A 25,457-nucleotide genomic window follows, 5' to 3' on the forward strand; every position below is an offset into this window, starting at 1 on the left:
GCGGCACCGGGTCAGCGCGCGGCGCCCGCGACGGGCCGCTGGGCCGAGGCGGACGCCTCGCGTTCCCCGGCCGTGGGCGAGAGCGCGACGAAGGCCGAGGTGAGGAACAGGTAGGACCCGAGGCCGACGGCGAGGGGGAAGATGAACTGCATCGCCGTGGCCCCGGGCAGGGGGCTGCCGGACGGCGTGACGTGCACGCTGACGGCGAACATGCCGGTGTAGTGCATGCTGCTGACGGCCGCTCCCATGACCAGGGAGGCGACGGTGACCGCGACGGGCGACCTGATGTTGAGCGCCGCCCACAGGGCCGCGGTCGCGGCGACCACGGCGATGAGGACGGAGAGCCCGACGAGCATCGGGTCGTAGCGCACGGCGCCGTGCAGCCGGACGGCCGCCATGCCGAGGTAGTGCATGCTGGCGACGCCCAGCCCGGTGGTGAGTCCGCCGAGCAGGAGTGCCCGGTTGCGGTCGCGGCTGTAGCCGACGGCGAAGACGCCGGCGCTGACGACGGCCACGGCGACGAGCAGGCTGAGGATGGTCAGCGGTACGTCGTAGCGGATGTCGGTGCCGCTGACGCTGAAGCCGAGCATGGCCACGAAGTGCATGGTCCAGATGCCGGTGCCGAGCGCGGAGGCCGCGGTGAGCAGCCAGTTGCGGCGCGAACGGCCGGTGCTGCCGAGCGCGCGGACGGTGCAGCGCAGCCCCAGTGCGGCGCCTATGCAGGCCATGGCGTACGACAGCACGGGGGTCAGCCAGCCGAAGGTGGCGTGGTGCAGATGTCCCATGGCCCAGGGACGCTAGGGGGCACGGGCGCACAAAGGGGGCGCATTTCGAAAGGTGCCGCAATATGACTCAGAGATGTGCCGGAACGATCGCGTCCCGCTCGAACATGCGCGCAGGGTCGTCATCCGTGACGGTGAGGGATCATGCAGACCATGAGCGACGACCACACACATGTCCGGGAGTTCTTCACCGCACGGGCGGCCGACTGGGACAGCAGGTTCCCCGACGACGGTCCCGCGTACGCGGCCGCGGTCACCCAGCTGGGGCTGCGCCCGGGTGACCGGGTCCTCGACGCGGGGTGCGGCACCGGGCGCGCCCTGCCGCCGCTTCGGCGGGCCGTGGGGCCCACCGGCGTGGTCCTCGCAACGGACCTCACGCCGGCGATGCTCCACGCCGCCCGGCGGGCCGGCCGCGAACGTGACGGGCAGTTGCTGCTCGCCGACGTCGCCGCGCTGCCGGTGCGGTCGGAGTCCCTCGACGCCGTCTTCGCCGCGGGCCTGATCGCCCATCTGCCCCGTCCGGCGGAGAACCTGCGGGAGTTGGCGCGCGCGGTCCGCCCCGGCGGCACCCTCGCCCTGTTCCACCCGATCGGCCGGTCCGCCCTGGCCGCGCGCCAGGGACGGCAGATCACGCCGGACGACCTGCGCGCCGAGGCCAACCTCGACCCGTTGCTGGCCGGTTCGGGCTGGCACATGACGTCGTACGTGGACGAGGACGCCCGGTTCCTGGCACTGGCGGTCCGCGGACGCTAGCCGGTGACCGCCGCGGCGAAGGCGGCGGGACGGCCGAACATGACGTTGTGCCCGGCACCCCGGCTCAGGCGTCGGGGCTGATCCCTCTTCGCCACGCCCTCTTCTGTTGCCGGAGCTTCAACCCTACGTTCGACGGAGAAGGGCAGTCGTTCGCAGGCGAGAGCCGACAGGGGAAGGAGACCCGCGTGTTCGACCGGATCCGCAGGTACGTAGGCAGAGGACGCGGCGCCGGCGGCGGAGCGGTGCCGGAACGGCGTGCGAACCGTGAGGGTCGCGCGCACAACTTGTTCGAGGCCGCGGCCGCCTATGTCACGGCCCGGACGGAGGACGACCAGGACCGGATCGAGGAAGCGGCGGGCTGGGTGTCGCCGGAGGCGCTGTCGTTCGGGGTGAGCGAGTTGGCGTGCCGGGCCGTGGTCGCCCTGGCCCGCGAGCGCGACGAGTCGCCGGCGACGGTGGCGCGGGACCTCCTCGGGCTGCCGGTGGCCTGACCCTTGGGTACCGCCGAGGTCGTGGCTCTTCCGTGCTCGCGAGGTCGTTTCGTCCCGTCCCGGTGGAAACCTGCAGCTAGGTGTGGAGGCCGGTCGTGACAACGGCCTTCCGGTCGCACTAGGGTGCGCGCCGTTGGACGAACCACTGGGGAGGCAGGGATGGCCGGGACTGATGAGGAGGCCGTCGCCGCGGACGAAGCACTGTACGTGCTCACGGCGGTGCTGCTGACGCCGGCGAAGTTTCCGAGTGTGCTGGGCGACGACTATCCGCAGGCGTGTGCGGCGCTGGGGCTGGCACCGCGCGCCGACGGGTACGGTCTGGTGCTCGGCCAGGACGGCGAAGGAGCGCGCTGGACGGTCGTGATCGACGACGTTTCGCTGGTCGCCGTCGCGATCGCGTCCTGGGACTGCGGCATGGAGTACGACCTGTCGCCCGACGAGCGCACGGTGGTCGCCGCCCTGCCCGGCTGGCCGCTGGCGGTCGCCGTGGCGGCTCCCGACGTCCCCGCGCCGCACGACCCCGGCCCGGAGGTGGCGGACCAGGCACCGCTGGCCCCGCCGGACACCAGCACCTGGGGTCCGGCGCAGCGGCGGCTGGGCGCCGACGAGATCGCGCTGCAGTGGGCGATCTGGCGGGAACAGATCAGCGACGACCACTTCCCGGCACCGGCGGCGGGCGCCGTGGCCTCAGAAACCCCCCAGGAGGCTCCGCAGGACGCCGAGGCGGCCCCGGAGGCCCCGAAGGGTCATGCCGGGGTCCGGCGGGTCCTGGCCGAGGCGTGGGCCTACGTGGACACGCCTCCGCCGCTGGGCCGGGTGCGCTCCTCGTTCGCCCCGGGCGACGCCCGCACCCTGCGCGCCGACGGGCCCGGCTGGTCGCTCGTGGCCCGGACCGACGACATCGCCTTCGTGCTCCTCGACGAGGAACCCGGCGAAGTCCTCCCGGTCGGCCGGGGGCCCGAGCTCCCCGGCCTCCTGGAAGCCCTCGACAAGGTGGCCGTACGGCCCCTGTGAGCCTCCCGGGCCGGTGGCTCAGCGGCCGATCTCCTTGCGTGTGACCCTGCGCAGCCTGCGCCGCTGCGAGGGGTCGAGGGTGAGGTACGCGGCCACCGGGACGCCCACCACGATCAGGAACGTCACCCACCAGGGCAGCCATATCAGCAGGATGAGCCCGACCGCCACACCTCCTGCGGCGATCTTCGCGTTCTTCGACATCAGCGTCGCCTCCTTCGCGGCCCTTGCCGCTCTCTGATCTGAAAACGGGCCCGCGGCTCCCGCGGTTCCGGACCACGACCCTGAGACATCCCTGACGAGCTCCCCCTACTGGCCCCCGATACCGGCCCCCGGCGTACCGGCTCGAACAGATTGTGAAGCAGCCCCCTCTCAGCGTAACCACTCCCGGTCGCCTGCCGTGCCGGACCTCCGGGGACGACTCGCTACCCCAGCAGTGAGGGCAGCAGTGAGTCGAGGCCGCTCGGCAGCTCGCTGGGCAGCTCCGAGGACCATTGCGAAGGGAGTGCGCTCGGCAGGCCCGACGGCAGGCTGCTGGGCAGCTCGGTCGGGAGGCCGAGCGAAGGGCGGGCCGGGCCGGAGGGGCTCGGGCTGCTCGCGCCGGGTTTCCGGTCGGTCGAGCCGTCGCCGCCGGACACCATCAGGACGACGGCGGCGACGGCCACCGCGGCCACCAGCAGGGCCAGAACGGCGAGCAACGGGCCCCTGCGCCGGCGGGGCGGCTCCGGTGGGCGTGGTGGCGTCCACCCGACGGCGGTGGGCGGCTCCTGGTCGCCGGGCGGGGCGCCGAAGCCGCTGTGCGGGGGCGGTGCGGAGCCTTCGTACGGAGGCGGGCGATAACCCCCGTGCGGAGGCGGGCCGTAACCCCCGTGCGGAGGCGGGCCGTAACCCCCGTGCGGAGGCGGGTCGTAGCCTCCGCCGGGCGGCGGAGTGCCGTGTGGCGGGCCGGGCGGTCGTGGCGGTACGGGCGGCGTGGCCATACCGCCCAGAGTCACCGCGTTCCGGTCATCGCGCGAGCCCGGCGCGGGAGTTGGCACCGACTCATGCCGTGGACCGCACGATTCCGGAGCATTTCCGGTACGAACCGGCCGTGCGGGCGCGAAATCCGGGCACAGAGGACGACACGCGCGCGTGAGGGCGTCGCTGCGAAAGCGGCCTTCACGCGCGCGTGCGTGATCAGCCCCGCGCGCCCAGCAGGTGGTCCATCGCCAGCTGGTCGAGCTGCTCGAAGGCCATTCCGCGTGCGGCGGTCGCGTCCGCGTCGAACTCCTCGAAGGCCGTGCGGTCGGCGAGGAGGGCTTGGAGGCCGTCCGCAGCGGTCGGCTGGGCCAGCTGGTCCAGACGGGAGGCGCGCAGGGCCTCCTGGACCTCCGGGTCCGCGCGGAAGGCGGCGGCGCGCTCCTTGAGGATCAGGTAGTTGCGCATGCAGCCGGCGGCCGACGCCCACACGCCGTCGAGGTCCTCGGTCCGCGGCGGCTTGAAGTCGAAGTGCTTCGGGCCCGCGTAGCCGGCGCTCTCCAGGAGGTCGACCAGCCAGAAGGCGGCGCGCAGGTCACCGGCGCCGAAGCGCAGGTCCTGGTCGTACTTGATGCCGGACTGGCCGTTGAGGTCGATGTGGAAGAGCTTGCCCGCCCACAGGGCCTGTGCGATGCCGTGCGGGAAGTTCAGGCCGGCCATCTGCTCGTGGCCGACCTCGGGGTTCACGCCGTACAGCTCGGGGCGCTCCAGGCGCTCGATGAAGGCGAGGGCGTGGCCGACGGTGGGGAGCAGGATGTCGCCGCGTGGCTCGTTCGGCTTGGGCTCGATGGCGAAGCGCAGGTCGTAGCCCTGGGAGGTGACGTACTCGCCGAGGAGGTCGAAGGCCTCCTTCATGCGGTCGAGGGCGACCCGGACGTCCTTGGCGGCGCCTGACTCGGCGCCCTCCCGGCCGCCCCAGGCGACGTACGTCTCGGCGCCCAGCTCGACGGCCAGGTCGATGTTGCGGATGGTCTTGCGCAGCGCGTAGCGACGCACGTCACGGTCGTTCGCGGTGAACGCGCCGTCCTTGAAGACCGGGTGGGTGAAGAGGTTGGTGGTGGCCATCGGCACCTTCATGCCGGTGGCGTCGAGGGCCTGCCGGAAGCGCTTGATGTGCGACTCGCGCTCGGTGTCCGAGGACCCGAAGGGGATCAGGTCGTCGTCGTGGAACGTCACACCGTGGGCGCCCAGTTCGGACAGGCGCTGGACCGTCTCGACGGGGTCGAGGGCGCGGCGGGTGGCGTCGCCGAACGGGTCCCTTCCCTGCCAGCCGACGGTCCACAGGCCGAAGGTGAACCTGTCCTCGGGGGTGGGCTGGAAGCTCATGCCGCGGCTCCTTGCTCGGGGGCTGTGCTCGATGACTGCGGTGGATGACTGATGGATGACTGTCGTGCCGACTATTTCGTCATCGCGGTTTACAAATTAGTATGCCGACGCGTCCCTGGGAAGGGTCACCCTGTCCCCGAAGGACGAAAAACCGGGTCGCGACACCCCGACGAGCCGGGAAAACTGCAGGTCAGATAAACCGCGAGCCGCGGAAAAAGGGAGAGCCCGATGTCAGCAGCCGAGGGTCCGCTCGTCGTCGGCGTGGACACGTCCACCCAGTCCACCAAGGCGCTGGTCGTCGACGCGTCCACCGGCGAGGTCGTGGCGAGCGGCCAGGCACCGCACACCGTGACCACCGGCGCGGGCCGGGAGAGTGATCCGCGCCAGTGGTGGGACGCACTGTGCGAGGCGCTGCGCCAGTGCGGGGACGCCGCGCACGAGGCGGCGGCCGTGTCGATCGGCGGGCAGCAGCACGGTCTGGTCACACTGGACGAGCACGGCGAGCCGGTGCGGCCCGCACTGCTCTGGAACGACGTCCGTTCGGCGCCGCAGGCCCAGCGGCTGATCGAGGAGCTGGGCGGCCCGAAGGCCTGGGCGGAGCGCACCGGGAGCGTGCCGGGCGCGTCGTTCACGGTCACCAAGTGGGCCTGGCTCGCGGAGCACGAACCGGAGGCGGTGCGCGCGACCAGGGCCGTACGGCTCCCCCACGACTACCTCACGGAGCGGCTGACCGGGCAGGGCACGACCGACCGCGGCGACGCCTCCGGCACCGGCTGGTGGGCGTCGGCGACAGAGGCGTACGACGAGGAGACCCTGGCCCACGTGGGCCTGGACCCGGCGTTCCTCCCCCGGGTGGTCCGTCCCGGCGAGGTCGCCGGCACCGTGCGCGACAGTCACGACCTGCCGTTCTCCAAGGGCACCCTGGTGGCGCCCGGCACCGGTGACAACGCGGCGGCCGCGCTGGGGCTCGGGCTGCGCCCGGGCACGCCCGTGCTCAGCCTCGGCACGTCGGGGACGGTGTACGCGGTCTCGAAGCACCGTCCCGCCGACCCGACCGGTACGGTCGCGGGCTTCGCCGACGCGCATGGCGACTGGCTGCCGCTCGCCTGCACGCTGAACTGCACCCTCGCGGTCGACCGGGTCGCGGCGCTCCTCGGCCTGGACCGCGAGGCCGTCGAGCCCGGCACCTCGGTGACCCTGCTGCCGTACCTGGACGGCGAGCGCACCCCGAACCTGCCGAACGCCTCCGGGCTGCTGCACGGTCTGCGCCACGACACCACCGCCGGCCAGCTCCTCCAGGCCGCCTATGACGGCGCCGTGCACGCGCTGCTCGGCGCCCTGGACCTGGTGCTCGACGAGGACGCCGACCGGACCAGCCCGTTGCTGCTGATCGGCGGCGGCGCCCGGGGCCGGGCCTGGCAGGAGACGGTACGGCGACTGTCGGGACGGCCGGTGCAGGTGCCCGAGGCGAAGGAGCTGGTCGCCCTCGGCGCCGCCGCGCAGGCGGCCGGGCTGCTCACCGGTGAGGACCCGGCGGCGGTGGCGCGGCGCTGGAACACGGCCGCGGGGCCCGTGCTGGACGCGGTGGAGCGGGACTCCGCGACGCTGTCCAGGATCTCCGGGGTACTCTCCGACGCGGCCCCGCTGCTGGAGCGGGCGCCGGAGAACCACTGATCGGCAGAGGACTGTCGAGAGGGTTCCAGAAGGTCCCAGAGGATTGATGGAGGCATGACCGCACCGCTGCACGAGGCCCGTCCGACGGCGACCGGCCGTGCCCTGCCGGACACCCAGCAGGGCATGCGCCGGCGCAACCTCGCGCGCGTGATGCACGCGGTCAGTGCGGAGGGCTCCCTGTCGCGGGCCGCGGTCGCCTCACGCATCGGCCTCACCAGAGCGGCCGTGTCGACCCTCGTCGACGAGCTGATCCGCTGGGGGCTGCTGGAGGAGCTGGGTCCCGAGCGGCCCAGCCGGGTCGGACGGCCGGGCTCGGCGCTCGCGGTGAGCGGGCACGGACCGGCCGGTCTCGGGGCGGAGGTCGGGGTCGACCATCTCGCCGTGTGCGCGGTGGACCTGCGCGGCGAGGTACGCGCGCGTGCCGTGCGGCACGGTGCGAACCGGGGCCGGGATCCGCGCCCGGTGCTGGCGGAGCTGACCGGGCTGGTCCGGCGGGTCGCGGCGGACGCGGAACGGGACGGTCTGTGGCCGGCCGGTCTCGCGGTCGCCGTCCCCGGTCTGGTGGCCCGCGACGGACACACGGTCGTCCACGCCCCGAACCTGGACTGGCACGACACGGACCTGGCCACGCTGCTGCCCGCCGACCTCCCGCCGACGGTGGACAACGAGGCCAACTTCGGCGCCCTCGCCGAGCTGTGGCTCGGGGACGCGACACCCAGCGACTTCCTGCACGTGTCGGCGGAGATCGGTATCGGCGCCGCCGTCGTGGTGGACGGACAACTGCTGCGCGGCAAGCGCGGTTTCGCGGGCGAGCTCGGCCATGTGCCGGTCCACCCCGACGGGCCGCGCTGCGCCTGCGGCGGGCGCGGGTGCCTGGAGCAGTACGCCGGCGAGGAGGCGCTGCTGCGCGCGGCCGGCCTCGAATCCCGCGAGGACGCGGTAGGGCTGCTCGCGCAGCGGGCGGGCGCGGACCACGAGGGCGTACGACGCGCCCTGCGGGACGCCGGTACGGCCCTGGGCATCGCCCTGACCGGTGCCGTCAACCTCCTCGACCCCGAGTCCGTGGTCCTGGGCGGCGCCCTGGCGGGCCTCGCCCCCTGGCTCCTGCCGTCCCTGGAAGCGGAACTGGCCGACCGCACAACGGGCCCGGCCTGCCCGGTCTCCGTCTCCCGCCTGGGCTCCGAGGGCCCTCTCCTCGGCGCGGCCCACTCGGTGATCCGTGCCGTCCTGGACGATCCGGCGACCGTGGCTGAGCGGGTCTGACCGAGTCGCGGCCGGAAGTCTCCGCCTTCGCGCGCGGTGGTTCGGGGCGGCCACGTCGTGGGGAGTCACCCTGAAGTTCCGTCGGACTTCGGGAGGTTGGCGTGGCCGAGTGGGTTCCCCGCGAGGAGTGGATCAGGACCCAGCCCCAGGCTCTCATCGCCTCATGCGTGTTCATACGGGACGAACGTGATCGGGTCCTGCTGTTGCGCTACGGCCCCGGCCGGCCGGTGGCGGGCGAGTGGTGGCTGCCGGGCGGGATGCTCGACCACGGCGAGGATCCCCTGACCGCGGCCCGGCGGGAGACCCTGGAGGAGACCGGCATCGTTCTCGGTCCGACGCTCAGGCTGCTCGGTATCGACCATCGGGCCGATGTGCACGGCACCGGCCCCGTCCTGGACTGCTTCTTCGACGGCGGGATCCTCCCCGAGGAGACGGCGGTACGGCTCAGCGACGAGCACGACCGGTATGCGCTGTTCTCCCTGCGGGAGTTGGCGTCGACGCCGCTCGTCGCGCCGCTCTCGGCCCTCGTCGCGCTCCATTCGGCGGCGAGTTCGGGTTCCTGCGTCTGTCTGCGGGAGGGCGAGCCCGTGTGAGGCTCGCCCTCCCCATCACCCGTCCGAGTGGCGCGGTTGTCCACAGTCGCCGCTCCGTCCACGGATCCCCCAGGCGCTCTTCTGCCCAACCCGCAAGCGCCGTACCGTGATTCACGCGAGGCATCCGCCGGAACGAGGGGAACACGCACGTCAGGGGGACGTATGTCGGGAGAGGCGGCCGCGGGACTGCGGCGGGACGCGGTGGGCTTGCGGGAGGTGCTGTTCCAGAGCATCACGGCGATGGCGCCCGCCGCCGCCGTCGCCGCGTCCATTCCGGCGGGGGCGGCGTTCGCCGGAGGCAGCCTGCCGCTGGCGGTGTTGATCGCTCTGGTGGCCTGCCTGTTCACCGCGTCGTGCGTGGCCGAGCTGGCGCGCGAGTTGCCGGCGGCCGGCTCCGTGGCCACATACGCGGCGCAGGGGCTGCATCCGGCCGTGGGCTTCCTGGTCGGCTGGGGCTACGTGTTCGTGGAGGCGCTGGTTCCGCCGTTGCTGCTGCTCCAGCTCGGGTTCACCGCGGCGGGGACCCTGCATGACGAGTGGGCCTCCTGTCCGGCCGACCTGTGGTGGCCGTGGGCGCTGGCCGGCGCCGCCGTCATCGCCGTCGCCGGATATCTGGGGGTGCGGGCCTCGGCGCGCTTCGGGACCGTCCTCGGGGTCTTCGAGATCGCGGTGTTCCTCGTCTTCGCAGGATGGCTGATCATCCGGGCCGGCGGCCACAACACCCTCTCCGTGTTCGGTACGTCGCACACCGCGGACGGCTACGGAGGGGTCAGCGGGGTCTTCGCCGGTTCCGTCTACACCGTGCTGGCGTTCGCCGGCTTCGAGGCGGCCGCGCCGCTCGCCGAGGAGACCCGCGACCCGCGCCGCACGATGCACCGCGCGGTGCTCGGCGCCGCCGTGGGGATCGGCCTGTTCTACGTGGTGACGACCTATGCGATGAGCGTGTACTTCGGCCCCGGCAAGTTCGCCTCCTTCGGGGCGGCGGGCGAGGCGTCCTGGGAGGGAGTCGCCCGGGCCTCCTTCGGGCTCTTCTGGGTGCTCGTGTTCCTGGCGGTCGTGAACTCCACGATCGCCAACGCCAACGCCTGTGCCAACGTCTCCACGCGAACGGCCTTCGCGCTGGCCCGCATCCGGGTCCTCCCGCGCGTCCTCGGCACGCTCCACCCCCGGTACCGCTCCCCCGTCGCCGGCATCGCGGTCCAGACGGTCGTGGCGGTCGGCGCGGTGCTGGGGCTGGGCTTCGGCTACGACCCGGTGACCGCGTTCCTGCTGCTGGCCACGGTGATCGTCACGGTCGTCATCGGCGTCTACATCGTCGTGAACCTGGCCTGCGCGGGCTACTTCCTGCGTCGCGGTCGCCCGTCCCTCAAGCCCGTACGGCACCTGCTCCTCCCGCTGCTGGGCATCGTGGCGTTCGTCCCCGCCCTGCTCACCGCGGCCGGTCTGCCCGTCTTCGACTTCGTGACGAAGCTGACCGCCCCGGTGTCGTACGCCGGTCCGGTGGTCGGGGTGTGGATGGCGCTCGGAGTGGTCGTCCTGCTGGTGCTGATCCGGCGTCACCCCGAGCGCATAGCCGAGACCGCACGGGTCCACCTCGAAGAGGACACCCCTGGCACCGTCGCCGCACAGAACGGAGCACCACCGCGATGAGCGACTCCCGTATCCTCACCGTCCGTCCCGGACCGGACGACTACGCCTGGACGTTCGGCGGGGTGCCGCCGGTGGCGCGGATCGCGCCCGGCACGGTCCTCGACCTGTACACGGAGGACTGCTTCGCCGGCCGGGTGCGGTCGGAGAAGGACCTGGTTTCCGAGGTGTGCGAGTTCCCGTTCCTGAACCCGCAGACCGGCCCCTTCCACATCGAGGGCGCGGAGCCGGGCGACACCGTCGCCGTGCACTTCGTGTCGATCGAACCGGCCCGGGACTGGGCGGCGTCGACGACGGTACCCCTGTTCGGCGCGCTCACCTCCACGCACACCACGGCCACCCTTCAGCCGCCGCTGCCGGAGACGGTCTGGATCTGGCAGCTGGACCGGGCCCGGCGCACGGCCCTGTTCCGGGCGCACGAGGGCGGCATCGAGCTGGAGCTGCCGATGGACCCGATGCACGGCACGGTCGGGGTGGCCCCCGCGAACCTGGAGGTCCGCTCGGCCCTGGTGCCGGACGCGCACGGCGGAAACATGGACACGCCCGAGATGCGGGCGGGCGTCACCTGCTATCTCGGGGTCAACGTCGAGGGAGCGCTGCTCAGCCTCGGCGACGGGCACGCCCGGCAGGGCGAGGGCGAGACCTGCGGGGTGGCGGTGGAGTGCGCGATGAACACCGTGGTGATCGTCGAACTGCTGAAGGGGATCGCGACGCCGTGGCCCCGGCTGGAGTCGGACACGCACATCGTCTCGACGGGGTCGGCCCGTCCGCTGGAGGACGCCTTCCGGATATCGCAGCTCGACCTGGTGCAGTGGCTGGTGCGCGACTACGGGTTCGGCGAACTCGACGCGTACCAGTACGCGACCCAGACGGTGGAAGCGCCGTTGGCCAACGTGTGCGACACCAACTACACGTGTGTGGCCAAGCTCCGCAAGGAGTGGCTGCCCGCGCGCGAGACTTACCGCGGACTGCATGCGCGACTGCGCGAGACGGCGGCGGCCCTGGGCCGCTGACCGCCCCTCGGCTCCCCGTGCTTCGAGCACGCTTCCGGAAGGCACCCATCCATGGACCGGGTACGACCGCTCCCCAGCAGACGACGGCTCCTGAAGGGCGCGGCCCTCGCCGCCGTCCCGTACACGCTGCTGCCCGCGGGCCGGGCGGGCGCGCAGACCGGAGTCGTCGACTATCCGTCGGCCGAGTGGCAGGCGGCGAGCAGCGAGAACCGGACCCCGGCCCAGCGTCCCGACGAGTACGCGATCGACCGGGTGATCATCCATGTGACGCAGCAGGCGTACGCCGGCACGCTCTCCATCTTCCAGAACCCGAAGAAGCGGGTGTCCGCGCACTACCTGGTGCGCTCGGCCGACGGGCACGTCGCGCAGTGCGTGCGGGAGACCGACGTGGCCTGGCACGCGGGGAACTGGGAGTACAACACGCGGAGCATCGGCATCGAGCACGAGGGCTGGGTGGACAGGCCGGAGTACTTCACCGACGCCCTGTACAAGGAGTCGGCGCGGCTGACGGCGTCGATCTGCGAGAGATACGGCATCCCGAAGGACCGGGAGCACGTCATCGGGCATGTCGAGGTGCCGGGGACCGACCACACCGATCCGGGCAGGCACTGGGACTGGGTCCGCTACATGAGGCTGGTGGGACAGTCGGAGTGAGGCCGGTGGACCGGTCCTCGGAGGGAGGATGGTCGAAACGGTTGTCGGCGCGAACACCCCGCATGACGATGTCCCCAGCCGCATCGCCGTCGGGAGGCCGAGTTGACCGATCCGTGGGTGGCCCTGGAGCCGGGGACCGACCCTGCCGAGCGCGTCCGGGTGCTGCGCCGGGCGCACGAGACGTTCACCACGGCGGGCACCGTGCCGCGCCCGGTGCGGTCCGTGGTGGCCGAGTCGTGGCGGCGTTCCGCCCGGGCCGGGGTGGGGCCGGACTGCGCGGCGCGCGTGGAACTGACGGACGGTGACCTCGGGGCGTATCGGGCGGAGCATCCGCTGGCACGGGTGATGCCGCTGTTCCGGGAGCTGATGGGGACGTTCGCGGCGGACGGTGAGCATCTGCTGGCGGTGTGCGACGCGGACGGCAGGCTGCTGTGGGTCGAGGGGCATCCGGCGACCCGGCGCCGGGCGGACCGGATGAACTTCGTGCCGGGCGCCCGCTGGTCGGAGAGTGCGGTCGGGACCAACGCGCCGGGGACGGCCGTGGCCGTGAACCGGCCGGTGCAGGTGTTCGCGGCGGAGCACTTCATCCGCCGGGTGCAGCCGTGGACGTGCGCGGCGGCGCCGGTGCACGATCCGCGCACCGGGCGGGTGCTGGGTGCCGTCGACATCACCGGCGGCGACCGGCTGGCGCACCCGCACAGCCTGGGTTTCGTCCAGGCGGTGGCGCGGGCCGCCGAGTCTCAGCTGGCGCTGCTCGATCCGCCGATGCCCACCGACGAGACGCCCGCGTTGACGGCGCTCGGCCGGGACGAGGCCGAGCTCCGGCTGGACGGCCGCCGGATCCGGCTCGGCCGCCGGCACAGCGAGTTGCTGGTGCTGCTGTCCCGCCACCCGGAGGGGCTCACCGGTGACGAGCTGCTGTACGCGCTGTACGAGGACGAGTCGGTGACGCCGGTGACGCTGCGGGCGGAACTGGTCCGGCTGCGCCGGCTGCTGGGCCCGGGGCTGCTCGCCTCCCGGCCGTACCGGCTGGCCGCGCCGGTCGAGTCGGACGTGACCGTGGTGGAGCGGCGGCTGGAGGCGGGCGCGGTGACGGCCGCCGTAGGGGCGTACGCCGGCCCGTTGCTGCCCGGCTCGCAGGCACCCGGGGTCGTACGGCTCAGGCAGCGGCTGGCGGACGGGCTGCGGGCCGGGCTGATCGGGTGTCAGGACCCGGATCTGCTCGCGGAGTGGGCGCACGCGCCGTGGGGCGAGGACGACGTCGAGGTGTGGCGGGCGCTGGCGGCGGTGCGGCCGACGGCGGTCGTACGGTCCCGGCTGGCGGCCCTGGAGGCGGAGCTCGCGGCGCCGGCCGGCTGACCTGCCGCGCAACGTGTTCGCAACGTCCGCTGCCCTAGCCTCCGCGCCGGGAGCTGCCCGACGGAGGGCAGCGCATCTGCAAGGAGGCAGGCCACCATGACCCGTTTCGCGGCGCCCGGCACCGAGGGCGCGATCGTCTCCTACCAGGCGCGCTACGACCACTTCATCGGCGGCGAGTACGTGCCGCCCGCCCGCGGGCAGTACTTCGAGAACCCGTCGCCGGTGAACGGGCAGCCGTTCACCGAGGTGGCGCGTGGCACCGCCGAGGACGTGGAGCGGGCGCTGGACGCGGCGCACGCGGCCGCGCCGGGCTGGGGCCGTACGTCGGTGACGGAGCGTTCCGACATCCTCCTGAAGATCGCCGACCGGATGGAGGCCCACCTCGAACCGCTCGCGGTCGCCGAGAGCTGGGAGAACGGCAAGCCGGTGCGCGAGACGCTGGCCGCCGACATCCCCCTGGCCATCGACCACTTCCGGTACTTCGCGGGGGCGATCCGCGCGCAGGAGGGTTCGCTGGGCGAGGTCGACGACGACACGGTGGCGTACCACTTCCACGAGCCGCTCGGGGTCGTCGCACAGATCATCCCCTGGAACTTCCCCATCCTGATGGCCACCTGGAAGCTCGCACCGGCCCTCGCCGCCGGCAACGCGGTCGTCATCAAGCCGGCCGAGCAGACCCCGGCCTCCATCCACTACTGGATGAGCCTGATCGCGGACCTTCTGCCGCCGGGTGTGGTGAACATCGTCAACGGATTCGGCGTGGAGGCGGGCAAGCCGCTCGCGTCCAGCCCTCGGGTGGCGAAGGTCGCCTTCACCGGCGAGACCACCACGGGGCGGCTGATCATGCAGTACGCCTCGGAGAACATCAAACCGGTTACGCTCGAACTCGGCGGCAAGTCCCCGAACATCTTCTTCGACGACGTCTGGGCGCACGACGACGACTTCCGTGACAAGGCCCTCGAAGGCTTCACGATGTTCGCGCTCAACCAGGGCGAGGTCTGCACCTGCCCGTCCCGGGCCCTCGTCCAGCGCGGCCACTACGCCGAGTTCATGGAGGCGGCGGTCGCCCGCACCCGCCAGATCAAGCCGGGGCACCCGCTCGACACCGACACGATGATCGGCGCCCAGGCGTCCAACGACCAGCTGGAGAAGATCCTCTCCTACCTCGACATCGGCCGGCAGGAGGGTGCGAAGATCCTCACCGGCGGCGAACGCATCGACCACGACGGAGAGTTGAAGGGCGGCTACTACGTCCAGCCGACCATCTTCGAGGGCGACAACCGGATGCGGATCTTCCAGGAGGAGATCTTCGGCCCGGTCGTCTCGGTGACGTCCTTCGACGACTTCGACGACGCGATCAAGATCGCCAACGACACCCTGTACGGGCTCGGCGCGGGCGTCTGGACCCGCGACATCAACACCGCGTACCGCGCGGGCCGTTCGATCCAGGCCGGTCGGGTGTGGACCAACTGCTACCACGCGTACCCGGCGCACGCGGCGTTCGGCGGCTACAAGCAGTCGGGAATCGGCCGCGAGACGCACAAGATGATGCTGGAGCACTACCAGCAGACGAAGAACATTCTTTGTTCTTACAGCCCTCAGAAACTTGGCTTTTTCTAGAGCCTGAAGTCGGGTTGCCTGGAGGCATTGCTGCGCTTCAGGCAACCTAACATTGTAGGTACCGAATGTAATCAATCGGGTCTTTCGAGTTACTGTCTGGCATCCAAGGGAGATCCCGCCGGACCAGTCGCGGACCAAGTAGCGCCTAGGGACATCACCCCCACGAGCCGCCCGGGGTGTGTGGTGTCACGGGCGCAGCGACGCCGATACCCGGAAGCAGCGCCCGAACCGCCGGCAGCACTGGGAGAGCTCTTCGACCTCATGACTGCCCTGAACTCCCGGATTCCGACCGCTGTCCGAGGACCGCGGCCTGCCGGAGGACGCTTCCGAGGGACTGCGAGAGACCTTCAGCGCCTGGGGTGGGCCACAGGACGCGCACGGAACAACGTGGATCAGCTGGGCCGAGTTGGCAGCCGCCGACTGGGACGGGACCGATCGGTCCGGCACGCTCAGCCGAAGCACGGTTGCCGGGACGGGGACCCATTGGGCTCCGGTCTGGGACGTGATGAGGACGCTGGCCGAGCTGCATGGCCCGGAGCACGTCCGCCTCGTGGTCTGGTTCGGCTGAGCACGGAACCGGGTTGGGTGTAGCTCCTTTGGAGGGACTGGCTGAGCTGTGACTTCGGCAAACCGATCACGCGACGTACAGCTGCTCGTTGGTCGAACACCACAGGTGGCTCCACCAGCCGTAACCAAGATCGGCTGGATGGTCGCCGCTGGAGAGTGCGGAGCGTCCAGAAGGGTCACGTATCACTTGCGAGTCCGCAGGCCTGCGCTGGTGAGGCGGTTCCTCCCGAGGAGCTGCACCCATGGCACAACTCTCGCGCATGCCAGCAGGGCCCGCTGCTCCGCAGCTCCCCGTCGGCGGAATCCTGCCGTCAAATCCCCGGCTTCGTGTTGGTGGCGGACACTGCCCTCCCCTCGGGTCCCGGTGGTCGCCGAAGGCGATCCTGTCCGCGGCAATCGTCTCCCTGCCCGCCGGATCGTTCGGGAAGGCTCAGCCGCCGGTCAACCCCGAATCGTGCGGCCCAAGGCCGTCCGCGGGTCCCGCTCAGGAAGGTCCAGGGGCATCAGCAGTGAAGGGCGGGTTCCGGCTTCGCTCCCTTCACCAGCGACTTCACCAGCGTGAACAGCTCGCCGGTCTGGGGATCGTGCTCCAGTCGGGTGTCGACCGGAGCGACGGCCACACGGTACGCCGCGAGCTGCGCCGCACTGGCTTGCCCCACGACCAGCCCTCCCGCGCAGAGTTGGGTGAGTTCATCCGCATCCTCTGCCTGCAGTTCCGACATCGTGTCTTCGAAGGCGGCGGAAGCGGCCTGGATGAGCGCCTGGCGTTGTTCGGGACTCAGGCGCTTCAGCGCGGTGTCACTGATGAAGGGGACGACCATGCGGGGCCACAGCACCAGATTCCCTGTGAGGTACTTCTTGGAGGAGGCGTAGCCTTCGTGGTTGAAGGAGGCGATCGTGGACTCGATGCCGTCCATGTCGCTGACCGACCCGGACAGCGGATACCAGCGGGTGCGTGCGCCCAGAGCGTGGAAGGTGTCGTCTGCCAGTTTCGACTGTGCCACGCCGACGAGCCGCCCGTGCAGACCGGTGGGGGTCGGGGCCGAGCGACTTGTGGTGAACAGGTAGCGAAACTGGCCCGGGAGCAGGCCGAGGCCGGTGATCCCCGGGACGCTCTGTGCGGTGCCCAGCCGCTTGTAGAGGGGGCTCTTGAACAGCCGTTCCTGGGCTGCGTAACTGGTGATCAGCTCTGGCGCGCTGAGTATCCGCACGGGGCCGGGGAAGGCCCGCGTGCCTGCCACCCCCAGATCCGCTTTGCCCGCCTGGACGTCCGCGATGGTGCCGTCCTCGTAGGCGAGCTGGCCCGTCCGCCAGTTGAGCTTGGCGTCGATCTGCAGGGATCCCCCGGTCGCCTCTCCGACCTTTTGGATGAACCTCTCCACCGAAGACGTGGTGCCGTAGGGCACGGCCATCGTCAGATGGACCACCTTGGGGGACGCTCCCGCCGAGTCGGATGTGGGCTGCTGCGCCTTCGGCGCGCCCGACGTGCAAGCGGCGAGCGCCAGCAGTGGCGCGAGCAGCAGCGCCGGGACTCCCAGGATCCTTCTCACCTTGACACCTCCTTGCGCCCTCGGGCGCTCCCTCGTTCACAGTGCGGTCACCGCGTCCGGCGCAGGTTCGCCCGTACGCGCCGTGCCGGGCACTCCGACAGTCCCCGAAGCGCCAAGTCGTGCAGCAGGAGCGTGGACACCTCGTTCAGCAGCTGCGCGTCGTCCACTGCCACAAGGATCTGCACTCATCGGAATGTGACGGTCCGGAGCATGCCTTCGAACCGTGTGACGGCGGCCGAAGGATCCTGGACCTGAGTGAGATCTATCGAGGTCCATGCCACCAGTGGCCTGCTGGGAGCGTCGATGACGACCACTCGAAGTTCGTAGTCGGGCTGGAGGCCGAAGCAGTCCTTGTCGGGATCCGCTTCGGCCGTCGGGCAGCCGAGCGATCCGTCCATCGGTTCATTGGTGGTGCCGGTCAGCAGTGTGGCGGCGCGACCACCGACGGTCGTGGGCTTCTCATCCTGCCAGTTCGCGTGATATCCGGCCTGAGCATGAAGGAATGCCACGTAGCCCCTGTAGGTGGCAGGCGGCTTTTCGGGGCTACCACTGCCCCCTGGCCGGTACACGACCGCGGGCAGCAGGAACCGGACCTTGTTGCTCGACTTCACCCACGTCAGGAAGGTGCTCGTGTCCGATACCGGCAGCGCTCCCAGTGAGGCGGGGACGGTGATCGTGAGCGGCGTCGCGAAGGACCGGCTGGTGTACGTGCGCGATACTGCTGTCGAATGTGAGGGCTTGGCGGCTCGTTCTGCGCCGCCACCGCAGGCCGCCGCAGCGAGTAGAGCGCACGCGCCCACAGTGGAAACCACTGATTGACGAGCGCACGTCCGCCTCATCCGGCCACCCCCAAGGTCGTGAAGTACAACTTTGGGGTCGGTGCATCGGCCGCGGCAAGAGCGAAGACGGGTAGACCGATCGGCACGGTCTCGGTGCTTCACGGGTGATCACCCAAACGTCGTGTCCCAGATAAGCATGGACGGCCGGCGGCACGCGCGTGAAGAGACCGTGCGGCTCACTGCCATGCTCAGAAGGGTGCGGATCCTTCTGGGGGAAGGCCGTTGATCAAGCCCGAGTTAGTAATCCCGCTGGTCGGGGCAGGTGCGCTGGTACTCGCGGGTGTGGTGGTAGGCGAGGTAGTCGTCGAGGTCTCCGTTGGTGTGGACGGCCCGGAGCTTGAGCACGGCCTCGGCGCCGTCGAGAGCCCAGCGGGCACCGGTGATGTCGAGGCGGTCGCCCACGAGGTGGCGACAGGCTCCCTCGACCGAGCCGGTCGCGATCGGCCACCCCGCCTCCAGCGCGATGTCGTAGCGGAGCCGGTCGGGGTGCCCGGTCAGGTAGCGCACGCAGGTGTAGACGGCCTCGCGCTTGGGCCCGGGGAACTGGTCCTTTTCGGTCTGCGCGGTCATCTCCCGGGTGACGCGGGCGGCGTGTCCATGCAGGATCGCGGTGAGCGTCTCCGCGGCGAAGGTCTCCGCCTCGACGCTGCCGACCGGATGGAAGACGTGTCCGGCAGCCCAGACGTACTCGGCGACATGCACGAAGTCGATCAGGGTGTGGATCGTGACGTCACGGCGCCGTGCTTCGGCTTCGATGAGGTCGAGCTGGTGGTGGGCGCCGTCGACAAGGACGAGCCAGGAACGGTGATGCCCCGGGTCACAGTCGTCTGCCTGGGCGAATGCCTCAGCGATCGCATCAGCCGGGTCATGGACGAGCGAAGCGGTGCACCACCGGTTGACCGCCTTCGGCCCGGGGCTGGGCGTGCGCAGGCCGCTGCGGCCGCCGGGTGGGTGGACGATGTCGTGCGGACGGCGGGGTGCCGGCACGGTGTCATGAACGCAGGCGATCGTTGCCATCCGTTTCCGGTTCGGTTTCTCCCCCGGCGCGAGCCTGGCTTGGCGGCCGCGTCGCTTCCTGGCCTCGGCGGCCCGCCGGGTGGCCTCGCGTAATGCTTCGGGCCGCATCACCACCCCATTTCCATCGACCTGGATGACCAGCGGCATGTCCGCCGTGCACGGAGAAGCGATCTTGTGGCGGTAGAAGGCGTCGATGTCGACTGCCGCCTCGACGACCAGGGACTCCGCCCGTCGCTTGCCCAGGACGTTCCCGCACCGGTCCGTGATCGCCGCGACGGCCTGTGCGAAGGACCCCCGCACCGCCTCACGGACCGCGAGGCGTTTGATGCCGTGGCTGTGCCGGCCGCGCGGCAGCGACAGCTCCGCATCCGTCACGTGCACGTTGCCCCGTCCCCGGCTCCGCCAGGCGCACCGGGTCACGGTCACCTTCCCGAACAGGCAGGCCAGTCGGCGCTGGTGTCCCTTCTCGCGGTAAGGGCGTATCTCGCCGTCCGCACCGAGGACCGGCACCGGCGGCGGGTGCTGTTCCTCACGGACCGCACGCAGATCGAGATGGTCCTGGAAGAGACGCGCAGGATCTCCCGGCCGTCCACCTCGATCAGATGCTCCACCGCGCCATGGTCCAGCCCAGCGGTCTCGGGCGCCGACAGCCGTGCTGCCAGCGACTTCACCGCTTCCATCGTGGAGGCGAACGGGTCAGGGACATCGCTGGTGTCGTAACGTTCCATCCGGGCTCTTCTGCCGGCAGTCGTTCTTGGTTGGCACCTACGACGGCAGGGGGAAGAGCCCCTTGAACACCGGGAGTTGACTCACCCCGCCGTGCCGGCAGCCGACCGTTAGCCGCTTGGATAGGCTCCGCGGGAACCCTTCAGGAGGTGTCATGGCGAAGGTCACCATCAGCCTGGACAGCGATTTGGCCATCGAGGTCATGCTGCTGGCCGGCACCAGGAACCCGCAGGACGCTGTCGAGTTGATCGTCCGGGACTACCTGGCACGGGGTCACCGCACCGAGGCTCGTGCCGGTAACGCCGCCGACCAGGATCGCCTCGCCGACCGGCGGACAGCGCCGGAAGAGGGCCGATGAGCACTTCAGGTGAGATCGGCGTGTCAGCTGGTGGTGAAGGTCCTTCTGGTCAGGGTCCGGCTGGTGTCTATCGATCTTGTCGCCGACGACCTGTGGGAGCGAAGAGCTCCACTGCTGCCAGAGCGGCCGCCCCGACGTCACCGTCATCCCGGACGGCTGCCGGTGCCGGACCGGGTTGCGCTGGCGGGCATCGTGTACGTGCTGCGCAAGGGAGCTGCCTGGTGCGACGTCCCAGCCCAGGTCATCGGCTGCTCGGGGGTGACCGCCTGACGTCGGCTGCGGGACTGGACCGAGGCTGGCGTCTGGCCTCACTTCATGAGGCACTCCTAATACTGCAGCCGCAGTTGCTGTGACCTGGCGGTCCGGCTGCTCGTTGAGCGGGGCATGGGTGGGGACGTCACGGTTGATGAGGTGCACCGCTGGGCGGCTGGTCTGGACGCGCTGCATGCTCGGATCGGTGGGTATTTTCGCAGGTCCGAGCCGCGTCGACGGGCAAGGGAGTATCTGCGGGGGCTGCTTGCGCCGTTGGAGCGCAAGAACGGCTGGACGCTGGCCGAGCAGGCCGGTGAGCTGTGCCCGGACGGCATGCAGCGGTTGCTGAACCAGGCCGACTGGGATGCGGATGCGGTCCGTGACGAGGTTCGTGGTTTCGTGCTGGAGCATCTGGGCGCTGAGGACGGTGTGCTGGCTGTGGACGAGACCGGCTTCATCAAGAAGGGCTCCCGGTCGGCCGGTGTGCAGCGGCAGTACACCGGTACCTCCGGGAAGATCGACAACTGTCAGCTGGGGGTGTTCCCGGCCTACGCCTCCGCGAAGGGGCGGGCGTTGATCGACCGGGAGTTGTACCTGCCCGCCTCCTGGACCGAGGATCCGGCCCGCCGGGCGGACGCGGGGATCGGCGACGAGGTCACCGTCCGCACCAAGCCCGCGCTGGCCCGCGCGATGCTGGAGCGGGCGGTTGCCGCGAAGGTGCCGTTTCGCTGGGTGACCGGCGACGAGGTCTACGGCCAGGACCCCGTCCTGCGCGGCTGGCTGGCCGGGCAGCGCCTGAGTTATGTGCTGGCGATCTCCTGCACGAACCGGTGCGGGCCGCGCGGGCAAAACGCCCGCACCGTCTCGGCGATCCTGCCGGAGCATGCCTGGGAGATCCGCTCCGCCGGTGAGTCCCGCTCGATGTCGGCACCGAGGCGTCGAAGTCGCCGACATAGAGGAGCACGGCCCGGCGCGGGTCGCGGACCGTGCGCTCGCGGACGACCTGCACGTAGCTCTGGCTGCCGAACCCCCGGACGGACGAGCACAGAGATCCCCGTGCGCTCCAGCCAGCCGGTCAACTGAGGCCCGTAGCGTGTCCTTCTCGCAGGCCACGTACAGGGCTGACGACTGGCCGGCGGTCCGGTCCAGGGCGCACCAGTCGGGCGCGTGCCGGAGGCACGTCCCCGACGTCCTGCCAGGCTGGCGGAACGTGGACCTCGCGCAACCGGTCGAAGAGGTCGGGGAACCGCTCTTCCCGGCGGGCCTGGGCAAGGCGTGCCGACAGACGTCGGTACGTCGGCGCGGTGTGCGGGATCAGGCCCTCCGAGACGAGCCTGTAGTACGCCTGGCGCAGGGTGCAGCCGCCGACCTCGTCGTAGCTGGTGACGATGCCGGCAGCAGGGTCCACGATGCGCGGCCACTGGAGTCTGGGCACACCAGGTTGCGGGCGAGGCGGTCGAATCCACGGTGACCCCCTCCCCCCTACGTCGCCCGGGAGGCACCGTCGCCCGGGACCTGCCACCAGCGCAATCTCTGAGGGCGCCAGATACGCGCCCGTACGAGGTCAGCCTAGATCCACGCTGAGCCCCCCGGCCGGCTCACGAAGGGCCCACGGTGGTGTCCGCGCTCCCGCCGTGGTGGTCCGCCGACGGCGAGCCGAAGACGGAACGCCCCAGGGCTTCGGCGTCGGCCTGGCCGATGACCTTGCCCGTGAGCTGCGGCGAGGTGACCCGGTCGGCTCGGGCCTGCACGATGGCGCGCGTGAGACCGGGGTCGTCGGAGTCGATGACGATCGTCTCCCAGTCCTGCCCCAGCACCTGATGACGGCTCCGGCGACCACGCCGATTGCGAAGCCGACGGCGAAGATGCGCCGCCAGAAGCGGAACATCTGCAGGTAGACCGCTTTGCCGGTGTGCCAGTACAGGCCGTGGACGAGCGACAGGAAGATCGACAGGCCGACGGTGATCGCCGGGAAGGTCTTGTGGACCATGACGGTGATGGCGAACTGCCATCGCGACGAGTCGAGAAGACTCATCACTGGTCCCTTCCGAGATGCCCGGCCTCAGGCGTCGACGACGGGGATGGCGGACGCCGTGACCGGGGAGAAGCCCGGCAGGGCTGCCGCACCGACCGCGAGCAGGGCGACGATGCCCATCTGCACGTACTCGACGCCGGCGAAGGCGTGCTGGACGCCGTGCGGCGCCAGGGTCAGATAGAGGGTGCCGAGGGTGGCCACACCGAGGGCCAGGCCGCTCTGCTGCAGGGTGATCAGCACGCCGCTGCCGATGCCGCCGAGGTGAGTGGGGACGTCGGCGAGGACGCTGCGGAACAGGCCGGCGAACAGCATCGACTGACCGGCGCCGACGAGGGCGAGTGGCAGTGCCATGGCCCACAGGCTCACATGCGGCCAGTTGATCGGCAGGACTGTCACCAGTGAGGCCAGCCCGGCGAGTTGCACGGCGGCGCCGGCGGACAGAGCGGCCCTTCCGAACCGGGTGAGCAGACGTGGGGCGAGCAGGGAACCGGCGAAGAACAGCAGGGCCATCGGCAGGATGGCCAGGCCGCCGTGGAGGGCGTCGGCGTGCAGGCCGTTCTGGACGGTGAGGGCGAAGACGAACATGAACGCGCCGAAGCCGATGCTGAAGGCGAACACCATCGCCAGCCCGCGGGACATGGACGGCAGGCGCAGCAGCGACGGCGGCAGCAGCGGGACCTCGCCGCGCCGCTCGGCGCGCTTCTCCACGACGTAGGCGGCCGCGCCGAGGACGACCGCGACGGCGATCAGCAGCCAGGTCCACCACGGCCAGCCCAGCGACTGGCCCTCGGTCAGCGGGACCAGCAGGGCGGTCAGGGTGGCGGCGAACAGCACGGTGCCGGGCAGGTCGATGCCGACCGGGTGGTGCGAGCGAGTGGCGGGCACGACCCGCGCCGCCACGCACAGCACCACCACACCGATGGGCACGTTGACCAGGAAGATCGGCCGCCAGGAGGTACCGGCTATGTCCGCACTGACCAACAGGCCGCCCACCAGCTGTCCCACGACGGCGGCGATACCGGAGGTCGCCCCATACAGGGCCACCGCACGGGCCTTGCGCTCCCCTTCGAGGACATGGTGGAAGGTCGCCAGCACCTGCGGGATCAGCAGGGCGGCGGTGGCGCCCTGGACGATGCGGGCCCCGATCAGCGCACCCACACTCGGGGCGAGGCCACAGGCCAGGGACGCCAGCACGAAGCCGACGAGCGCGCCGAGGAAGATCCGGCGGCGGCCGTAGCGGTCCCCCAGCCGGCCGCCGAGGACCAGCAGGGTCGCGTACGCGACGCCGTACCCGGCGATCACCAGCTCCAGCGACGACGCCGAGGCGTGCAGCGAGGCGTCGATGCTGGGCAGCGCCACGTTGGTGATGAAGAAGTCCATGATCGGCAGGAAGGCGCCTGCCAGCAGGATGAACACCCCGACCGGGTGCAGGCCGCCCGCACGGGCCGCGGCACGGGGCGACAGTGTCGCCGTGGCGGCGCGCCGGGAGGAAGTGGTTGTCGGCATGACAGCTCCAGAGAGCGATGATGTTATGACTTCATAACTATGAGGCCATAAGGAGTATGGCCTCATAACCACTTACGGGCAAGCCCGTACTCTGGAGTCGTGACGGAGGACCAGACGCATCAGACGGGCCCGACGGCCGGAACGGACGAGGACCGGAGGTGGGCCGAGCTCGCCGACCTCGTGCTGATCATCAGCCGGGAGATCCAGTTCCGCGGCTACACCGACGAACGGGCCATCCCCCTGTCACCGTCCGAAGGCATGGTGATGCGCCACCTCCAGCACGACCACGCCGCACCGCCCAGCCGCATCGCCGCCGCGACCGGGCTGCAGCGCACCAATCTCTCCACCGTCCTGGGCGGGCTGGAGCGCAAGGGTCTCATCGAGCGGCGTGCCGACCCCGGTGACGGCCGCGGGGTGACAGTCCACTCCACGGAGCAAGGACGCGCCAACTACGCCCTCGTCCGCCGGGAATGGGCCGCGGCCGTCTCCGCCGCCGCCGGCCACGACACCACCCACCTCGACGCGGCCCTGGCCCTGCTCTCCGCCATGGAAACGGGGCTGACCAGCACGCGTCCACGGACCCGCGCCACGCGTCCGGCGGCACAGTCACACCCCTGACGGTCCGCTGGATCAGTCGACCACCTCGGCACACGCCCTGCCCCTCGCCGGGCAGCCGCACGGCGACCTGGCCGGTCAGGATCTGGCCCGTGCGCTCTCGCCCAGCTGCGCCCCGCCACGGCCTCAACCCCGACCCCGGTCGACGCGATCGGACGGCGGTGGATCCGCGCGAACAGTGACCTGGTTCACGACGCGCGGATCGGTTTCGGGCAGGCGACTCCGACGACCGGCCCGGAGACGGCGGTGAGGACGGCGCCGACCCAGTTCGCGGCGGGTCACGCCTTGTGCATAGGCAAAGATCGGCGAGGAGGGCACCGACGGCGCGGTGCCCGCCAGGCGGGATAGGCGACCTCGCCGGTAGTCGCACACGGCCAGCGCTGCGACCGCTTCGACCAGCGCCGCGGCGACGAAGGCGACGCCCACGACGCGACCGCCGTACGCCAGGGCGTTGAACGCGTCCGCAGTGCCCACATGAAAGAGGACCGCGGCCGACACCAGGAGACCCAGCGCCATCAAGTCACGAACTCGGGGTGACTGTGTCGGAACGACCATCGCGGAAGTGACACACCTCCCCTGCCCGACAGACCGATGAAAGCCCACGTCAGCCCCCCCCCAGTCTTCAAGAGTGGGCCTCGGTCTCGTCGAGTCTGGCCTCTGCTCAGGTTGGCTCAGGCATTGGGACGCTTGCCGTGATTCGCCTTCTTCTTCTTGCGGCCGCGTCGCTTGTTCCCTCGCTTAGCCATAGTGCGCATCTCCCTAATCCGGGACTTTCTATGCCCTCGTCAG

General features: G+C 71.0%; 25 protein-coding genes and 4 pseudogenes. 15 read left to right on the forward strand and 14 right to left on the reverse strand.

The genetic code is table 11. From position 1 onward, the window contains the following. Positions 1 to 11: 11 nt before the first annotated feature. Positions 12 to 785 carry an MHYT domain-containing protein gene (locus ACZ4UV_RS24330; protein ID WP_390048393.1) on the reverse strand — a complete coding sequence of 258 codons (774 nt, stop codon included), beginning with the start codon at positions 783 to 785 and terminating at the stop codon, positions 12 to 14. A 150-nt stretch (positions 786 to 935) separates the two neighbouring features. Between ACZ4UV_RS24330 and ACZ4UV_RS24335 the strand changes: the two genes are divergently transcribed. From ACZ4UV_RS24335 to ACZ4UV_RS24345, 3 genes are all read left to right on the forward strand, one after another. Beyond that, a complete protein-coding gene (locus ACZ4UV_RS24335) occupies positions 936 to 1,535 on the forward strand; it encodes a class I SAM-dependent methyltransferase (protein WP_451017473.1) in 600 nt (199 codons plus the stop codon). A 185-nt stretch (positions 1,536 to 1,720) separates the two neighbouring features. Further along, positions 1,721 to 2,026: a hypothetical protein gene (locus ACZ4UV_RS24340; protein ID WP_467840595.1), complete on the forward strand. Its 306-nt coding sequence runs from the start codon at positions 1,721 to 1,723 to the stop codon at positions 2,024 to 2,026. Between the two features lie 159 nt (positions 2,027 to 2,185). Then, positions 2,186 to 3,040 (forward strand): hypothetical protein, encoded by an 855-nt coding sequence (locus ACZ4UV_RS24345; RefSeq protein ID WP_467840598.1) that lies wholly within the window; start codon positions 2,186 to 2,188, stop codon positions 3,038 to 3,040. A gap of 18 nt (positions 3,041 to 3,058) precedes the next feature. Here the strand turns inward: ACZ4UV_RS24345 and ACZ4UV_RS24350 are convergent, their stop codons facing one another. From ACZ4UV_RS24350 to xylA, 3 genes are all read right to left on the reverse strand, one after another. After that, complete coding sequence (locus ACZ4UV_RS24350) at positions 3,059 to 3,241, reverse strand: hypothetical protein (RefSeq protein WP_181809683.1); 183 nt, start codon at positions 3,239 to 3,241, stop codon at positions 3,059 to 3,061. Positions 3,242 to 3,462: 221 nt separating this feature from the next. Next, positions 3,463 to 3,735, reverse strand: a complete 273-nt coding sequence (locus tag ACZ4UV_RS24355; RefSeq protein ID WP_451017476.1) for a hypothetical protein — start codon at positions 3,733 to 3,735, stop codon at positions 3,463 to 3,465. A gap of 478 nt (positions 3,736 to 4,213) precedes the next feature. Then, complete coding sequence (gene xylA / locus ACZ4UV_RS24360) at positions 4,214 to 5,380, reverse strand: xylose isomerase (RefSeq protein ID WP_390048383.1); 1,167 nt, start codon at positions 5,378 to 5,380, stop codon at positions 4,214 to 4,216. 228 nt (positions 5,381 to 5,608) lie between these two features. On the opposite strand from xylA, the gene xylB reads away from it, so the two are divergent. From xylB to exaC, 8 genes are all read left to right on the forward strand, one after another. Beyond that, positions 5,609 to 7,054: a xylulokinase gene (gene xylB / locus ACZ4UV_RS24365; protein WP_390048381.1), complete on the forward strand. Its 1,446-nt coding sequence runs from the start codon at positions 5,609 to 5,611 to the stop codon at positions 7,052 to 7,054. A 54-nt stretch (positions 7,055 to 7,108) separates the two neighbouring features. Continuing rightward, positions 7,109 to 8,317 carry an ROK family protein gene (locus ACZ4UV_RS24370; RefSeq protein ID WP_451017478.1) on the forward strand — a complete coding sequence of 403 codons (1,209 nt, stop codon included), beginning with the start codon at positions 7,109 to 7,111 and terminating at the stop codon, positions 8,315 to 8,317. Positions 8,318 to 8,418: 101 nt separating this feature from the next. Further along, positions 8,419 to 8,910 (forward strand): NUDIX hydrolase, encoded by a 492-nt coding sequence (locus ACZ4UV_RS24375; protein ID WP_451017479.1) that lies wholly within the window; start codon positions 8,419 to 8,421, stop codon positions 8,908 to 8,910. A 162-nt stretch (positions 8,911 to 9,072) separates the two neighbouring features. Then, a complete protein-coding gene (locus tag ACZ4UV_RS24380) occupies positions 9,073 to 10,560 on the forward strand; it encodes an APC family permease (protein ID WP_467840605.1) in 1,488 nt (495 codons plus the stop codon). Beyond that, complete coding sequence (locus ACZ4UV_RS24385) at positions 10,557 to 11,570, forward strand: acetamidase/formamidase family protein (RefSeq protein ID WP_467840608.1); 1,014 nt, start codon at positions 10,557 to 10,559, stop codon at positions 11,568 to 11,570. Before ACZ4UV_RS24380 ends, ACZ4UV_RS24385 begins: the two co-directional genes overlap by 4 nt. A 51-nt stretch (positions 11,571 to 11,621) precedes the next feature. Then, positions 11,622 to 12,224: an N-acetylmuramoyl-L-alanine amidase gene (locus ACZ4UV_RS24390; RefSeq protein WP_390048372.1), complete on the forward strand. Its 603-nt coding sequence runs from the start codon at positions 11,622 to 11,624 to the stop codon at positions 12,222 to 12,224. Between the two features lie 102 nt (positions 12,225 to 12,326). Next, positions 12,327 to 13,583 (forward strand): GAF domain-containing protein, encoded by a 1,257-nt coding sequence (locus tag ACZ4UV_RS24395; RefSeq protein WP_451017482.1) that lies wholly within the window; start codon positions 12,327 to 12,329, stop codon positions 13,581 to 13,583. Positions 13,584 to 13,679: 96 nt separating this feature from the next. Beyond that, positions 13,680 to 15,203 (forward strand): acetaldehyde dehydrogenase ExaC, encoded by a 1,524-nt coding sequence (gene exaC / locus ACZ4UV_RS24400; RefSeq protein WP_451017483.1) that lies wholly within the window; start codon positions 13,680 to 13,682, stop codon positions 15,201 to 15,203. 1,070 nt (positions 15,204 to 16,273) lie between these two features. On the opposite strand, the gene ACZ4UV_RS24405 is transcribed toward exaC, so the two are convergent. From ACZ4UV_RS24405 to ACZ4UV_RS24420, 4 genes and pseudogenes are all read right to left on the reverse strand, one after another. Continuing rightward, positions 16,274 to 17,182: a TRAP transporter substrate-binding protein gene (locus ACZ4UV_RS24405; RefSeq protein WP_467840613.1), complete on the reverse strand. Its 909-nt coding sequence runs from the start codon at positions 17,180 to 17,182 to the stop codon at positions 16,274 to 16,276. A gap of 185 nt (positions 17,183 to 17,367) precedes the next feature. Continuing rightward, the gene (locus ACZ4UV_RS24410; protein ID WP_451017960.1) at positions 17,368 to 17,505 is read right to left on the reverse strand and encodes a hypothetical protein; all 138 of its coding nucleotides are present in this window, start codon (positions 17,503 to 17,505) and stop codon (positions 17,368 to 17,370) included. Next, entirely contained in the window at positions 17,506 to 17,931 is a 426-nt protein-coding gene (locus ACZ4UV_RS24415) for a hypothetical protein (protein ID WP_451017959.1), read from the reverse strand. A 465-nt stretch (positions 17,932 to 18,396) separates the two neighbouring features. Next, positions 18,397 to 19,904 (reverse strand): annotated as a pseudogene (locus ACZ4UV_RS24420) (ISKra4 family transposase). 152 nt (positions 19,905 to 20,056) lie between these two features. Between ACZ4UV_RS24420 and ACZ4UV_RS24425 the strand changes: the two are divergent. From ACZ4UV_RS24425 to ACZ4UV_RS24435, 3 genes and pseudogenes are all read left to right on the forward strand, one after another. Beyond that, positions 20,057 to 20,260, forward strand: coding sequence for a hypothetical protein (locus tag ACZ4UV_RS24425; RefSeq protein ID WP_451017958.1), 204 nt, complete (start codon positions 20,057 to 20,059; stop codon positions 20,258 to 20,260). A gap of 63 nt (positions 20,261 to 20,323) precedes the next feature. Next, positions 20,324 to 20,589, forward strand: a pseudogene (locus tag ACZ4UV_RS24430) (transposase); the annotation flags it as partial. 55 nt (positions 20,590 to 20,644) lie between these two features. Then, positions 20,645 to 21,421: pseudogene (locus ACZ4UV_RS24435) on the forward strand (IS701 family transposase); the annotation flags it as partial. A gap of 166 nt (positions 21,422 to 21,587) precedes the next feature. Here the strand turns inward: ACZ4UV_RS24435 and ACZ4UV_RS24440 are convergent. The 4 genes and pseudogenes from ACZ4UV_RS24440 to ACZ4UV_RS24455 all read right to left on the reverse strand — a co-directional run bounded on the left by ACZ4UV_RS24440 (position 21,588) and on the right by ACZ4UV_RS24455 (position 24,053). Further along, a complete protein-coding gene (locus tag ACZ4UV_RS24440) occupies positions 21,588 to 21,947 on the reverse strand; it encodes a hypothetical protein (RefSeq protein WP_467840617.1) in 360 nt (119 codons plus the stop codon). Positions 21,948 to 22,110: 163 nt separating this feature from the next. Further along, the gene (locus ACZ4UV_RS24445) at positions 22,111 to 22,329 is read right to left on the reverse strand and encodes a hypothetical protein (protein ID WP_467840741.1); all 219 of its coding nucleotides are present in this window, start codon (positions 22,327 to 22,329) and stop codon (positions 22,111 to 22,113) included. 14 nt (positions 22,330 to 22,343) lie between these two features. Then, positions 22,344 to 22,547: pseudogene (locus ACZ4UV_RS24450) on the reverse strand (cytochrome ubiquinol oxidase subunit I); the annotation flags it as partial. Between the two features lie 27 nt (positions 22,548 to 22,574). Further along, positions 22,575 to 24,053, reverse strand: coding sequence for an MFS transporter (locus ACZ4UV_RS24455; RefSeq protein WP_467840620.1), 1,479 nt, complete (start codon positions 24,051 to 24,053; stop codon positions 22,575 to 22,577). Positions 24,054 to 24,152: 99 nt separating this feature from the next. On the opposite strand from ACZ4UV_RS24455, the gene ACZ4UV_RS24460 reads away from it, so the two are divergent. Then, on the forward strand, positions 24,153 to 24,671 hold the full coding sequence (locus ACZ4UV_RS24460) for a MarR family winged helix-turn-helix transcriptional regulator (protein ID WP_467840623.1): 519 nt from the start codon (positions 24,153 to 24,155) through the stop codon (positions 24,669 to 24,671). 123 nt (positions 24,672 to 24,794) lie between these two features. Here ACZ4UV_RS24460 and ACZ4UV_RS24465 read toward each other — a convergent pair whose 3' ends face one another. Both ACZ4UV_RS24465 and ACZ4UV_RS24470 read right to left on the reverse strand, forming a co-directional pair. Further along, on the reverse strand, positions 24,795 to 25,184 hold the full coding sequence (locus ACZ4UV_RS24465) for a hypothetical protein (protein WP_467840626.1): 390 nt from the start codon (positions 25,182 to 25,184) through the stop codon (positions 24,795 to 24,797). Between the two features lie 155 nt (positions 25,185 to 25,339). Beyond that, positions 25,340 to 25,414, reverse strand: a complete 75-nt coding sequence (locus ACZ4UV_RS24470) for a 50S ribosomal protein bL37 (RefSeq protein ID WP_099504217.1) — start codon at positions 25,412 to 25,414, stop codon at positions 25,340 to 25,342. Positions 25,415 to 25,457 lie beyond the last annotated feature (43 nt).

Source organism: Streptomyces sp. NPDC028289, assembly GCF_055565975.1.

What these genes read in the sequence shown, in the direction of transcription:
- ACZ4UV_RS24455 (WP_467840620.1), bottom strand. Translation starts at nt 24,053, where the DNA reads ATGCCGACAACCACTTCCTCCCGGCGCGCCGCCACGGCGACACTGTCG.
- ACZ4UV_RS24350 (WP_181809683.1), bottom strand. Translation starts at nt 3,241, where the DNA reads ATGTCGAAGAACGCGAAGATCGCCGCAGGAGGTGTGGCGGTCGGGCTC.
- ACZ4UV_RS24385 (WP_467840608.1), top strand. Translation starts at nt 10,557, where the DNA reads ATGAGCGACTCCCGTATCCTCACCGTCCGTCCCGGACCGGACGACTAC.
- ACZ4UV_RS24425 (WP_451017958.1), top strand. Translation starts at nt 20,057, where the DNA reads ATGGCGAAGGTCACCATCAGCCTGGACAGCGATTTGGCCATCGAGGTC.
- ACZ4UV_RS24465 (WP_467840626.1), bottom strand. Translation starts at nt 25,184, where the DNA reads ATGGCGCTGGGTCTCCTGGTGTCGGCCGCGGTCCTCTTTCATGTGGGC.
- exaC (WP_451017483.1), top strand. Translation starts at nt 13,680, where the DNA reads ATGACCCGTTTCGCGGCGCCCGGCACCGAGGGCGCGATCGTCTCCTAC.
- ACZ4UV_RS24380 (WP_467840605.1), top strand. Translation starts at nt 9,073, where the DNA reads ATGTCGGGAGAGGCGGCCGCGGGACTGCGGCGGGACGCGGTGGGCTTG.
- ACZ4UV_RS24330 (WP_390048393.1), bottom strand. Translation starts at nt 785, where the DNA reads ATGGGACATCTGCACCACGCCACCTTCGGCTGGCTGACCCCCGTGCTG.
- ACZ4UV_RS24390 (WP_390048372.1), top strand. Translation starts at nt 11,622, where the DNA reads ATGGACCGGGTACGACCGCTCCCCAGCAGACGACGGCTCCTGAAGGGC.
- ACZ4UV_RS24370 (WP_451017478.1), top strand. Translation starts at nt 7,109, where the DNA reads ATGACCGCACCGCTGCACGAGGCCCGTCCGACGGCGACCGGCCGTGCC.
- ACZ4UV_RS24335 (WP_451017473.1), top strand. Translation starts at nt 936, where the DNA reads ATGAGCGACGACCACACACATGTCCGGGAGTTCTTCACCGCACGGGCG.
- ACZ4UV_RS24345 (WP_467840598.1), top strand. Translation starts at nt 2,186, where the DNA reads ATGGCCGGGACTGATGAGGAGGCCGTCGCCGCGGACGAAGCACTGTAC.
- xylA (WP_390048383.1), bottom strand. Translation starts at nt 5,380, where the DNA reads ATGAGCTTCCAGCCCACCCCCGAGGACAGGTTCACCTTCGGCCTGTGG.
- ACZ4UV_RS24405 (WP_467840613.1), bottom strand. Translation starts at nt 17,182, where the DNA reads ATGGCCGTGCCCTACGGCACCACGTCTTCGGTGGAGAGGTTCATCCAA.
- xylB (WP_390048381.1), top strand. Translation starts at nt 5,609, where the DNA reads ATGTCAGCAGCCGAGGGTCCGCTCGTCGTCGGCGTGGACACGTCCACC.